Below are 12885 nucleotides of genomic sequence, written 5' to 3' on the forward strand. Positions count from 1 at the left end.
GATCAGGCGGCGGGCCGGCGGGTGAGGGCCAGCAGCAGCCCGAAGCCGACCATCATGCTGCCGCTGATGCGGTTGAACCACCGCATCGCACGGCTGCCGTTGGCCAGCCGGCGCATGCGCGCGCCGAGCAGCGCATAGAGCGCGATCGCCACCAGCTCGAACACCAGGAAGGTCAGGCCCAGCAGCAGGTAGCTGGAAGCATAGGCGCCTGGCACCACGAACTGCGGGAAGAAGGCGGTGAACACCAGGATCGCCTTCGGGTTGCCCGCCGCCACGGTGAACTCCTGCCGCACCAGCGCGCGCATGGAAGGCGGCGCGGACGCGTCGCGCGCCTGCACCTCGGCCGTGGGCGCCGGCGCGCGCAGCAGGCGGATGCCGATCCACACGAGGTACGCCGCGCCGATGTACTTGATGACGTCGAAGGCCATCTCCGAGGCCACCAGCACCGCGCCCATGCCCAGCCCCGCGATGGCGATCATGATCGCGAAGGCCACGAGCCGGCCGCTGGCCGCGACGACCGCGGGCGAGACGCCGTGCTTCGCGCCGTTGGTCACCGACAGCAGGTTGTTGGGGCCGAAGGCCATGTTGATGGCGAAGCAGGCCGGCAGGAACAGCAGGTAGGTGGACAGGTTCATGGTGACATCCTGCAACGCAGATGACGCAGGCCGAAGAAGGTTCGCCATTATCCGCAGCGCGCGCCGCGTGTACGACGAAAGCTAATTACTGCAACATTGATGCAATAGCGCAAGAGGATTTACGCCGACGAAAGTTGCGCCCAGGGCGTCTTGTTCATCAGGGAAAAGGCGGTGCGCCTCGAGGGAACTTCGTTCCTAGACTGCCCCGCTTGGCAACGGCACCCTCACTTCCGCATCGACTTGCGCATCGCCCGGCGACACCGTCTTCGACGGCCGCGCGCCGCCGCGGTTCCATCCCCGGCCCTTCCTGCCACGGCACGCGTCCCGCGCATGCCCACGGGGTCTTCCGGTGCCCGCCATCCATTCCAACAACGCACTTCACGGAGGAAAGTCGCAATGACTTCGAAGAGGATGAAAAAGCTCGCGTTCGCCATGGCCGCCGCGGGGCTGGCGACGCATCAGGCATGGGCCATCCAGAGCTACCCCGGCGACCCGGGAATGATCGGCTCGCCGGCCAGCTGGCGCACCGCAGAGTTTCTGCGCGACTGGGGCCTGCGCGCGATGGGCGCCGAGTACGCGTACGCGGCGGGCGTCAGCGGCATGGGCATCAAGGTCGGCGAGGTCGACTCGGGCTATGACGCCTCGCACCCCGAGTTCGCGGCCTCCCGCTACCAGGGCGTGCTCGTGGGCACCATTCCCGGCGCCTACAACGGGGCCTACAACGACCGCCACGGCACGCACGTGGCGGGCACCATCGCGGCCAATCGCGACGGCGGCGGTGCCGTGGAGAACATGCACGGCGTGGCCTTCAATGCGAACCTCTTCGTCGCCAACACGGCGAAGACCGACAGCGCCAACTTCGGCCGGCCGGTGCCGGGGCAGTCCGCGACCATCACGGTCGACGACCAGCACATCGCCGACGCCTACCGGCAGGCGAACGCGCAGGGCGTGCGCATCATCAGCACCAGCTGGGGCAGTCCGCCGACCGGCGAGCAGTACAACACGCTCGCGCAGCTTCACACGGCCAACGGTTACTACGTTGCCAACAACACCTGGATCCAGGGCGCGTTCGACGCGGCGAAGACCGGCACGCTGATGGTGTTCAGCGCGGGCAACGGCGGCTGGCTCAACCCGAGCCCGCGCGCGGCGGCGCCATATTTCGATCCGAAGCTCGAATCCAACTGGCTCGCCGTGTCCGCCCTGCGCACCACGGGGCAGACCTTCAACGACGACGGCTCGGTCAACGTTCCCGGCACCCAGAACTACAACAAGTGCGGCGTGGCGAAGTGGTCGTGCGTCACCGCGCCCGGCGTCGCCATCAACGGCACCGTGCTGGGCGGCGCATATGCCTCGCTGAACGGAACGTCGATGGCCGCGCCTCATGCCTCCGGCGCGCTCGCGCTGATCATGGAGCGCTTCGGCTACATGACGAACGAGCAGGTGCTCACGGTGCTGAAGACCACCGCGACGCAGAACGCCACCATTGCCGATGCGGCCGGCACAGGCACCGTCGCCAACCCCGAGGCGGGCCAGCAGGTCAAGGTGCCCGACGTGGTCAACGGCTGGGGCACGCCGAGCCTGCGGCGCGCGATGAACGGGCCCGGCCAGTTCATCGGGCCGTTTGCGGTGAACACGCAGGGGCAGAGCGACACATGGTCGAACGACATCTCCGACATCGCGATCCGCGCCCGCCGCGCGGAAGACGTGGCCGAGGCCGCCGCCTGGGAGACGACCAGGCAGTCGCACGGCTGGACCACGGGCCTGCCGCCCGGCGCCAGCGACGCGGACCGCAGCGAATACGCCACCGGCGTGGCCCGCGAGGCCGCGCGCGCCACGCGGGTCTATGCCGGCAGCCTCGAGAAGCTCGGCGCCGGCACGCTCACACTGAGCGGCCAGAACAGCTACACGGGCAGCACGGCAGTCAACGGCGGCACGCTCAAGGCCGGTGCGACGAATGCCTTCAGTGGCGCGTCGGCCCACACGGTCGGCGCGGGCGGCACGCTCGACCTCGCGGGCTTCAGCCAGAAGCTGCCTTCGCTGGCCAACGGCGGCGTCGTCTCGCTGGTGGGCGCCGCGCCGGGAACCACGCTGACCATCACCGGCGCCTACGTGGGCAACAACGGCACGCTGCGGCTGGGCACCGCGCTCGGCGACAGCGGCAGCGCGAGCGACAGGCTGGTGCTCGATGGCGCCGGAGCCAGCGCCAGCGGCCGCACCACGCTGCAGGTCACGAACCTGGGCGGGCTCGGCGCGCTGACCAGCGGCAGCGGCATCGAACTCGTCAGCGCGCTCAACGGCGCCACGACGACGGCGCAGAGCAGCAAGGACGCGTTCACGCTCGCGAACGGTCACGTCGACGCGGGCGCATACGAGTACCGGCTGCATGCGGCCGACGCCAACGGCGCCGGCGAGAACTGGTATCTGCGCTCCGCCGTGCAGGTGGGGCCCGGTCCGGTGCTGCAGATCCCGACCTATCGCGTCGAAGTCCCGATGCTCGCGGCGCTGCCCGAGCAGCTGCGCCAGGGCAACCTCGCCATGCTGGGCAGTTCGCGCGTGCGCATGGGCGACGACGACGCCGGCATCGGCCGCAACGACGCGGGCGATGCGCTCGACGGCCCGCGTCGCAGCGCCTGGGGCCGCGTCGTCGGCACGAGCCTGAAGACGCGCCAGCAGGGCACCGTGAGCCCGGCCACCGAAGGTCGCCTGACGGGCCTGCAGGCCGGCACCGACCTGTGGGCCGACCGCAGCTGGCGTGCCGGCGTGTATGTCGGCCGGCTCGAGGGCGATGCCAGGGTCGGCGGCTTCGCGCGCGGCGTGCCCGGCCTCGCCGTCGGCAGCACCGACCTGCGCAGCGAGTACCTCGGCGCCTACGGCACTTTCACGAACGACACCGGCTTCTACGCAGACGCAGTGCTGCAGGGCGGCCGCCATCGCTACACGGCGGGCCCCTTCGACGGCTCGCCGTCCGCCTCGGGCAAGGGCAACAGCACGATGCTTTCGCTGGAGGTGGGCCAGAGCTTCGCGATGGGCGGCGACTGGAAGATCGAGCCGCAGCTGCAGCTGGTGCATCAGCGCCTGAAGCTGGGCGACGTGAATCTCTTCGGCGCCCGCGTCGCGCAGGACGCCGACAGTGGCTGGACGGTCCGCGCGGGCCTGCGGCTCAAGGGCCGCATCGCGACGGATGCCGGCGTGCTGCAGCCGTATGCGCGGCTCAATGTCTATCGCAGCAGCAGCGGCACCGACGCGGCGCGCTTCATCGGCCCGGCAGGCTCGACCGACATCGTCACGCGCACCGGCGGCACCAGTACCGAGGTGGCGGCCGGTGCCACGCTGTCCGTCGGCGAGCGGACCAGCCTGTACGCCGAAGTGGGCAAGCTGTTCGCCTCGGGCGGCGATTCGCGCGTCAGGAGCGGCATCAACGCCAGCCTTGGCGTGCGCGTGAAATGGTGATGCAGGCCGCGGGCTGAAGGGGGCGGCGGGCCCCCCGCCTGTTCAGCTGTCGATGCCGCCTTCGGGCATGCTGCGCGCATAGACCGCCAGCACGATGCGCTCGGAGTGCACCAGGTAGTCGTTGAGCGCGGCCGAGCCCTCGGCGAACTTGCCGGCCTCGATGAGCTCGAGCAGCTTCATGTTCATGTCCACGTAGGGCGCGTGCAGGAACTCCGGGTCCTTGAGCAGGCCGAAGGCCAGCCGCAGCTCGACCAGGATGTGGGCGAACAGGTTGTTCAGCCGCTCGCTGTCGGCGAGTTCCACGATGGCCATGTGGAACTCCATGTTGGCCGTGCCCACGCCCAGCCAGTCGCCGGCCTCGCGGCACCTGAGCGCCATCTCCACCGCCTCGCGCATGTGCTTCTTGGCCGGGTGGCGCGGGTAGGCCTGCGCCAGCGCCTGGCATTCGATGAGCCGGCGCACGCGGTAGATGTCGATGATCGACGCGATGCTCGGCACCGCCACGAACACGCCGCGGTTCGGCGCGTGCTTGAGCAGCCCTTCCTTGGTCAGCGTGCGGAACACCTCGCGCAGGGTGTTGCGCGAAATCTCGAAGCTGTCGGCCAGCGCGGCCTCCGACAGCCGCTGCCCCGGCAGGAACTCGCCCTTCACGATCTTCTGGCGGATGAGCTCCGCCACCCGGTCGTTGAGCGTCTGCGCGCCGGCGGCCGGCGCGGCGGGAGCGGGAGGGGGCGTGGAAGCCGGTGGAGTCATGCCGGAAGAAGACAGCAAGAGGGTGGAAAGGGGCGGAAAGCGCATTGAAAGGCGCGCCGCGACCGGGCGTTTTTAGCAGGTTTTCCCCGCCGGACCGCCGCCGTCCGGGCGCCGCCCGATGCACCAAGTGTTGGCGCGCTCAGGGTTTTCATGGGGTCAGCTTGGCACCGTTGTTGGGCACACTCGCATAAATTGTTCAACAATTTCCATTAAATGAGTGATTCACAAGAAACGAATTGCTCATTCATTGGCACGCAGTTTGCAAGAAGCGGCTGCCGGCGCCCCCGCGCAAGGTGTCTCCGAATCACCCGAACGAAAGACCAACATGACTCCTGACATCCCTCACCTGTGGCCGCTGATCGGCGTCGCCGTGATCATTGCGGGCTTCGTCCTGCGCTTCAATCCGATGCTGGTGGTGATCGTCACCGCCATCGCCACGGCGATCGCCGCGGGCTTCGGCCCCATGGCGATCCTCACGGCCATCGGCACCGGGTTCATCAAGACCCGCAACCTGCCGCTGATCATTCTTCTGCCGCTGGCGGTGATCGGCCTGCTCGAGCGCCACGGCCTGCGCCAGCATGCGCAGAACTGGATCAGCCGCATCAAGTCGGCCACCGCCGGCCGCCTTCTGATCGTGTACCTGGCAGCGCGCGAACTGACGGCGGCCATGGGTCTCACCAGCCTGGGCGGCCATCCGCAGATGGTGCGTCCGCTGCTCGCGCCGATGGCCGAGGGCGCCACCGAGACGCGCTACGGCAAGCTGCCCGACCGCATCCGCCACAAGCTGCGCGCCTACGCGGCGGCCACCGACAACGTGGGCCTCTTCTTCGGCGAGGACATCTTCGTGGCCTTCGGCGCCATCGTGCTGATGACCACCTTCCTGCACGAGGCCGGCATCGACGTGGAGCCGCTGCACGTCGCGATGTGGGGCATTCCGACGGCGATCGCCGCCTTCGTCATCCACGCCTGGCGCCTGCGCCGGCTCGACCAGGCGCTGGCCCGTGAACTCGACGGCGCCCCGGCGTCCGACGTGCCCGCCGTTCCCGCCACGCAGGAAGGACGCTGAGCATCATGATCCTCTCGATCCAGCACCTCTACATCCTGGTCGGCCTGATCCTCGCGATCACGGCGGTCATGACGCTGGCCGACCGCCAGCATCCCAAGCGCTACACCAGCGCGCTCTTCTGGGGCCTCTATTCGCTGGTCTTCCTGGTCGGCGACAAGCTGCCGCCGGCCGTGGTCGGCGTGGGCGCCATCGCCATGGCCGTCATCGCCGGCATGCGCGGCGTGGGCGCGGGCAAGCACAACGAGCCGACGCCCGCCCAGTACGAAGCCAGCGCCAAGCGCCTGGGCAACAAGCTCTTCATGCCGGCGCTGGCGATCCCGCTGGTCACCGTGATCGGCACCGTGCTGATGAGCAAGGTGAAGATCGGCGACGCCTTCCTGCTCGACCCCAAGAACACCACGCTGGTGAGCCTGGGCGTGGGCTGCGTCGCGGCGCTGGCGCTGGCCTGCTGGCTGACGCGCGAGACGCCGGTGCAGGGCATGCGCGAGTCGCGCCGCCTGACCGACGCGCTGGGCTGGGCCGTGGTGCTGCCGCAGATGCTGGGCATGCTGGGCCTGGTGTTCTCCGACGCCGGCGTGGGCAAGGCCGTGGCGTACATCACCACCAGCTACATCAACATGGACATCCGCTTCGTCGCGGTCGCGGTCTACGTGCTGGGCATGGCGCTCTTCACCATCATCATGGGCAACGGCTTCGCGGCCTTCCCGGTGATGACGGGCGGCGTGGGCGTGCCTGTGCTGGTGGGCGTGTACCACGGCGACCCGGCGGTGATGGCGGCCATCGGCATGTTCTCGGGTTACTGCGGGACGCTGATGACGCCGATGGCGGCCAACTTCAACATCGTGCCGGCGGCGCTGCTGGAGCTGCCCGACAAGAACGCCGTGATCCGCGTGCAGATACCGACCGCGGCCGCGCTGCTGGTGGTCAACATCTTCCTGATGTACTTCCTGATGTTCCGCTGAGGCCCCTGCATGACCACCGATGACAAGGCACCCCGGGTGCTGGTCGCGGGCTTCGAGCCGTTCGAGAACGATCCCGTCAACCCCGCGTGGGAGATCGCCCGTGCGCTCGACGGCTGGCGCTGCGAAGGCACCGTGGCGCAGGCGCTGCAGCTGCCCTGCGTGTTCGGCCGCGCGATCCACGTGCTCGACGCCGCCATGGCGGGCATCGTGGAGAGCGGGAAGCCGCTGCCTCTGGTGCTGTGCATCGGCGCCGCGGGCGGGCGCACCGAGATCTCGCTGGAGCGCGCAGCGCTGAACGTCGACGACGCGCGCATTCCCGACAACGCCGGCTACCAGCCCATCGACATCGAGGTGGTGCCCGGCGCACCGGCCGCCTACTTCTCGACGCTGCCCATCAAGGCCATGGTGCGCGACATGCGCGCGGCGGGGCTGCCCGCGGCGGTGTCCAACAGCGCCGGCACCTTCGTGTGCAACCACATCTTCTATGCGCTGATGCACCGCATCGCGACCTGGCCCGCGCTCGCGCACACGCGCGGCGGCTTCGTGCACGTGCCCTACCTGCCGGAACAGGCCGCGTCCAAGCCGGGCGTGGCGAGCATGGCGCTGCAGACGCAGGTGGAAGCCTTCCGCGTGGCGATCCGCACCGCGCTGCTCGTGCGCGACGACGTGCGCGAGACCGCCGGCCGCCTGCACTGACCGACTGAAGACCGAACGATGAACATCGACCTGAACAGCGACCTCGGCGAGAGCCTCGGCGCATGGCGCATGGGCGACGACGCCTCCATGCTTTCCCTCGTGAGCAGCGCCAACGTGGCCTGCGGCTTCCATGCCGGCGACCCCGCCGGCATCCTGCGCACGCTGCGGCAGGCGAAGGAGCGCGGCGTAGTCATCGGCGCGCACGTGGCCTATCGCGACCTCGTGGGCTTCGGCCGCCGCAACATGGACGTGGAAAGCGCCGACCTGCGCGCCGACGTCATCTACCAGATCGGCGCGCTGAAAGGCCTCGCCGTCGCAGCCGGCACCACCGTGCGCTACGTGAAGCCGCACGGCGCGCTCTACAACACCATCGCCCACGACGAGCGCCAGGCGCGCGACGTGATCGCCGCCATCCGCGAGATCGACGCGAGCCTCGTCCTGGTGGCATTGGCCGGTTCGCCGCTGCTGGGCTGGGCGCGCGACGCGGGCCTGCGCGTGGTGGCCGAGGCCTTCGCCGACCGCGCCTACACGCCGAAGGGCACGCTGGTGTCGCGCCGCGAACCCGGCGCGGTGCTGCACGACGCGGAAGAAGTGGCCGCGCGCATGCTGCGGCTGGCCTCCGAGGGCGTGGTCACGGCCATCGACGGCAGCACGGTGCGCATCGAGGCCGAGTCGGTCTGCGTGCACGGCGACAGCCCCGGCGCGGTGGAGATGGCACGCCGGGTGCGCGCGCTGCTGGAGCAGTCGGGCGTGGCGATCCGCTCCTTCGTGGATGCCGCCGCATGACGATGCGCTTCCTGCCGGTCAACCTGAATGCGGTGCTGGTCGAACTCGACGACCTGCCGCAGACCCTCGCGCTGCTGGCCTCGCTGCGCGCGGAACCCATCGCGGGCATCGAGGAGCTGGTGCCCGCCGCGCGCACGCTGCTGATCACCTTCAGGCCGGCCGCGATCACGGCCGATGAGCTCGCGCGACAGGTCGGCGCGCGCAGCCTCGACGCGCGCGAGACCCGCATCGAGCGGCGAATCGAGATTCCGGTGCGCTACGACGGCGAGGACCTGGCCGAGGTGGCCGGCCTGCTCGGCATCACGCCCGAGGAAGTGGTGCGCCGCCACACCGGCAGCGACTACACGGTGGCCTTCACCGGCTTCGCGCCGGGCTTCGCGTATCTCTCGGGCGGACACCCGAGCCTGAACGTGCCGCGCCGCAAGGTGCCGCGCACGCGCATTCCTGCCGGGGCGGTGGGCCTCGCGGGCAGCTTCAGCGGCGTCTATCCGCAGGCCAGTCCGGGCGGCTGGCAGATCCTCGGCATCACCGATGCGCCGATGTGGGACCTCTCGCGCGAGACGCCCGCGCTGCTGCAGCCGGGCGACACGGTGCGATTCGTGGACGTGACCGGGCAGCCGCGCGCGGAAGCGCAGGCCACCGCGCCTGCGCCGTCGCAACCGGCGGCAATGAACAACGGCGGCAGTGCCTTCGAGATCCGTGCGGCGGGCCTTCAGGCGCTGCTGCAGGACGGCGGCCGCCATGGCCAGGCGAAGCAGGGCGTGTCGGCCTCCGGCGCGATGGACCGGCGCTCGCTGCAGGCGGCCAACAGGCTCGTCGGCAATGCCTCCGACGCGGCCTGCATCGAAGTCGCGTACGGCGGCTTGCAGCTTGCCTGCCGCGGCGATGCGGTGGTGGCTGTCACCGGCGCAGAAGGGCCTGTCACGCTGACTCGCGCCGATGGTGCGCAGTGGCCGCTGCCGCGCTACCAGCCCGTCGCGCTGGCCGACGGCGACGTGCTCGCGCTGGGCGAACCCGAGGCCGGCATCCGCAGCTACATCGCGGTGCGCGGCGGCTTCGACATCACGCCCGTGCTCGGCAGCCTCTCGACAGACACGCTCGCGCGCGTCGGCCCGAACGCCATTGCCACGGGCGACGTGCTGCCCTTGCGCGCGGTGTCCGCGGGCGCCCTCGTCGGCGAGCCCGAAGCTCCGCCCACGGACCTGCCCACAGTGCGGGAAGAAATCGTGCTCGACATCGTGCTCGGCCCGCGCACCGACTGGTTCACGCCCGACGCGGTCGAGCTGCTGTGCGCGCAGGCGTGGACCGTCACGCCGCAATCGAACCGCGTCGGCATCCGCCTGGCCGGCGAGGAAGCGCTGGCGCGCGCCAACCATGCCGAGCTGCCCAGCGAGGGCACCGCGCGCGGCTCGATCCAGGTGCCCGCGAGCGGCCAGCCCGTGCTGTTCCTCGCCGACCATCCGCTGACCGGCGGCTATCCCGTGATCGCCTCCGTCGCCACCCATCACCTGGACCGCGCGGGGCAGATCCCCGTGAACGCGCGCGTCCGCTTCAGGCCCATGGCCCAGTGAAAGCCTCCTCATGAAGAAAGTACTGATCGCCAACCGCGGCGAGATCGCCGTGCGCATCGCGCGCGCCTGCGCCGACCACGGCGTGCAGTCCGTCGCCGTCTATGCGGACGCCGACCTGAATGCACTGCATGCGCGCATGGCCGACGAGGCCTACGGGCTCGATGGCAACAAGCCCGCCGACACCTACCTGAATATCGCCAAGCTGCTCGACGTGGCCGCGCGCAGCGGCGCCGACGCGGTGCATCCGGGCTACGGCTTCCTGTCGGAAAGCGCGGCCTTCGCGCAGGCCGTCATCGATGCGGGCCTTACCTGGGTCGGCCCGTCGCCGGCCGCCATCGCGATGCTGGGCGACAAGGTGCAGGCCCGCAAGCTCGCGATGAAGGTCGGCGCGCCGCTGGTCGCGGGCACGGCCGATCCGGTGAAGAACGCAGGCGAGGTGCTCGCCTTCGCGGAAAAGCACGGGCTGCCGGTCGCGATCAAGGCCGCGTTCGGTGGCGGCGGGCGCGGCATCAAGGTGGCGTGGCGGCTCGATGAAGTCGAGGGCCTCTACGAATCGGCGGTGCGCGAAGCCGTGACGGCCTTCGGGCGCGGCGAGTGCTATGTCGAGCAGTTCCTCGACCGCCCGCGCCACGTCGAGGCGCAAGTGCTGGCCGACACGCACGGCAACGTGGTGGTGCTCGGCACGCGCGACTGCTCGCTGCAGCGGCGCAACCAGAAGCTGGTGGAAGAGGCGCCCGCGCCCTTCCTGAGCGACGCGCAGCGCGAGCGCATCCACCAGGCCGCGCGCGACATCTGCGCGGAAGCCGGCTACACCGGCGCGGGCACGGTCGAGTTCATGCTGAGCGCGAGCGGCGCGATCTCCTTCCTCGAAGTGAACACTCGGCTGCAGGTGGAGCATCCGGTGACGGAGGAAACCACGGGCATCGACCTCGTGATCGAGCAGCTGCGCATCGCCGACGGCCTGCCGCTGCAGGTCAGGCAGACGCCGGCTCCGCGCGGCCACGCCTTCGAGTTCCGCATCAACGCCGAGGACGTGGGGCGCGGCTTCCTGCCCTCGCCGGGGCCGGTGAAAGTGTTCGAGGCGCCTTCGGGCCCTGGCGTGCGCGTCGATGCGGGCGTGGACTCGGGCTCGCAGGTGCCGGGCACCTTCGACTCGCTGATGGCCAAGCTCATCGTCACCGGCGCCACGCGCGAGCAGGCCATCGCGCGTGCGCGGCGCGCGCTGAAGGAGTTCCGCATCGAGGGCCTGCCCACGGTGCTGCCCTTCCATCGTGCGGTGATGACGCATCCCGACTTCGTTTCGGGCGACGCCTTCAAGGTGCACACGCGCTGGATCGAGACCGACTTCGCCAACGGCGAGGCGCCGGCCCTGCGCCCCGATCCGCTGCCCGATGCCGCGCTGCTGCGCACGGCGATCGAGGTCGACGGGCGGCGCATGGCGCTGGGGCTGCCTGCCGTGCTGCTCAGCGGGCTTTCATCGGCTGCGGGCGGCGCTGTCGCAGCGCCCGCGACGCAGGCATCTGCAGTCGATGCCGCCGCCGTGGCCGCGCCCGTCTCGGGCACGGTGCAGGCGTGGAAGGTGGCCGACGGCGACGAAGTTGCCGAGGGTGCCGTCATCGCCGTGATGGAAGCGATGAAGATGGAGATGCAGGTGCTCGCGCATCGCGCGGGGCGCGTCGCCATCTCGGTTGCCGCGGGTGGGTACGTGGCGGTCGGCGCCGCCATCGCCACCATCGGCTGAGAGGCCTCGACATGAACGGCGGCAGCATCACGCGGCGCGGCTTCGCATGGCTGGCGTGCGGGGCAGGCGTCCTGCCGCCGGCCGCATGGTCGGCGCAGGCCACGGTGTGGCGGCTGGCCACCGGCTATCCGGCGGAGAACTTCCACACCGCCAACCTGCTGGCGATGGCGAAGGACGTGGAGGCCGCGACCGGCGGGCAGCTTCGCATCGAGGTCCATCCGGGCAACACGCTGTTCGCGCTGAACGCCATTCGCGCGGCGGTGCAGGAGGGCAAGGTCGAGGCCGGCGAAGCCATCATGAGCAGCATCGCTGCAGACGTGCCGCTGGCGGGCGCCGATTCCGTTCCCTTCATCACGCGCAGCTATGCCGATGCGCAGCTGCTGTGGCGCATCCAGCGCCCGCTGATCGAGCAGGCCTTCGCGCAGCGCGGGATGCGCGTGCTCTATGCGGTGGCATGGCCGCCGCAGGGCCTGTACTCGAACCGGCCGCTCGGCGGCGCGGGCGACCTGCGCGGCATGCGCATGCGTGCCTACAACGACACCACCGCGCGCATCGCGACGCTGATGGGCGCGGTGCCCGTCGACGTTCCGGCCACAGGTCTCGACAAGGCGCTGGCCGAAGGCCGCATCGACTGCATGATGACTTCCGCCGTGACCGGCGTGGAGAGCCGCGTGTGGCAGTCGATGCGCTACTTCTACGAGATCAACGCGTGGTTCCCGAAAAACCTCGTGTTCGTCAACGGCAAGGCGTGGGACGAGCTGGCTCCGTCCTCGCGCAATTCGCTGGCGGCTGCATGCGCGGTCGCCGAGACGCGCGGATGGGCTCGCAGCGCGGAGGCCGCTGCCCGCTCCATGGACGAACTGAGGCGCAACGGCATGAAGGTCGAGCCGGTTTCCTTCCTGCTCGGGCGCGACCTGCAACGCCTCGGCGAGAACTTTTCGCTGAACTGGGTCAAGCAGGTCGGTACTGCCGCCAACGGCATCTTCATTCCGTATTTCGAGAAGCGCTGAGCCCGTGCGCCGAGCCCGCGCGCGGAGGGAAAACCCTACATCCAGGAGATGAAGTTGCTGCGTTGCAACATTCCATTTCCCGCGCTTCCCATTGCGGTTACGACGAAAGCCATCGGATTTTTCGGCCGCTCATCGGGTGACCACTTCCCGATGAAATCTTTCTCGCTCAACGCTCCACGTGAAATGTTTTCACCCGGAAAGCTGTCTCTGAAATT

Annotated in this window: 10 protein-coding genes; 8 read left to right on the forward strand and 2 right to left on the reverse strand. The window is 69.9% G+C overall.

The window, feature by feature from the left end:
- Window positions 1–2 precede the first annotated feature (2 nt).
- Window positions 3–635: a LysE family translocator gene (locus BMY35_RS05960; RefSeq protein WP_093196076.1), complete on the reverse strand. Its 633-nt coding sequence runs from the start codon at window positions 633–635 to the stop codon at window positions 3–5.
- Window positions 636–1031: 396 nt separating this feature from the next.
- On the opposite strand from BMY35_RS05960, the gene BMY35_RS05965 reads away from it, so the two are divergent.
- Window positions 1032–4085 carry an autotransporter family protein gene (locus tag BMY35_RS05965; RefSeq protein WP_256228244.1) on the forward strand — a complete coding sequence of 1018 codons (3054 nt, stop codon included), beginning with the start codon at window positions 1032–1034 and terminating at the stop codon, window positions 4083–4085.
- 42 nt (window positions 4086–4127) lie between these two features.
- Here BMY35_RS05965 and BMY35_RS05970 read toward each other — a convergent pair whose 3' ends face one another.
- Complete coding sequence (locus tag BMY35_RS05970; RefSeq protein WP_093196187.1) at window positions 4128–4838, reverse strand: GntR family transcriptional regulator; 711 nt, start codon at window positions 4836–4838, stop codon at window positions 4128–4130.
- Between the two features lie 325 nt (window positions 4839–5163).
- Between BMY35_RS05970 and BMY35_RS05975 the strand changes: the two genes are divergently transcribed.
- Genes BMY35_RS05975 through BMY35_RS06005 form a run of 7 tightly spaced genes read left to right on the forward strand, consistent with a single transcriptional unit; the run spans window position 5164 to window position 12670 of the window.
- Window positions 5164–5904 (forward strand): DUF969 domain-containing protein, encoded by a 741-nt coding sequence (locus BMY35_RS05975; RefSeq protein ID WP_093196078.1) that lies wholly within the window; start codon window positions 5164–5166, stop codon window positions 5902–5904.
- 5 nt (window positions 5905–5909) lie between these two features.
- A complete protein-coding gene (locus tag BMY35_RS05980) occupies window positions 5910–6866 on the forward strand; it encodes a DUF979 domain-containing protein (RefSeq protein WP_093196079.1) in 957 nt (318 codons plus the stop codon).
- A 9-nt stretch (window positions 6867–6875) separates the two neighbouring features.
- On the forward strand, window positions 6876–7562 hold the full coding sequence (pcp, locus tag BMY35_RS05985; protein ID WP_093196080.1) for a pyroglutamyl-peptidase I: 687 nt from the start codon (window positions 6876–6878) through the stop codon (window positions 7560–7562).
- A gap of 18 nt (window positions 7563–7580) precedes the next feature.
- Entirely contained in the window at window positions 7581–8348 is a 768-nt protein-coding gene (locus BMY35_RS05990) for a LamB/YcsF family protein (RefSeq protein ID WP_093196081.1), read from the forward strand.
- Window positions 8349–8350: 2 nt separating this feature from the next.
- A complete protein-coding gene (locus tag BMY35_RS05995) occupies window positions 8351–9919 on the forward strand; it encodes a 5-oxoprolinase subunit B/C family protein (protein WP_093196188.1) in 1569 nt (522 codons plus the stop codon).
- 10 nt (window positions 9920–9929) lie between these two features.
- A complete protein-coding gene (locus tag BMY35_RS06000) occupies window positions 9930–11660 on the forward strand; it encodes an acetyl/propionyl/methylcrotonyl-CoA carboxylase subunit alpha (RefSeq protein WP_093196082.1) in 1731 nt (576 codons plus the stop codon).
- An 11-nt stretch (window positions 11661–11671) separates the two neighbouring features.
- Window positions 11672–12670, forward strand: coding sequence for a TRAP transporter substrate-binding protein (locus tag BMY35_RS06005; protein WP_093196083.1), 999 nt, complete (start codon window positions 11672–11674; stop codon window positions 12668–12670).
- Window positions 12671–12885: the final 215 nt, after the last annotated feature.

The organism is Variovorax sp. YR750 (genome assembly GCF_900109805.1).
Classification (GTDB): Bacteria; Pseudomonadota; Gammaproteobacteria; order Burkholderiales; family Burkholderiaceae_C; genus Variovorax; species Variovorax gossypii.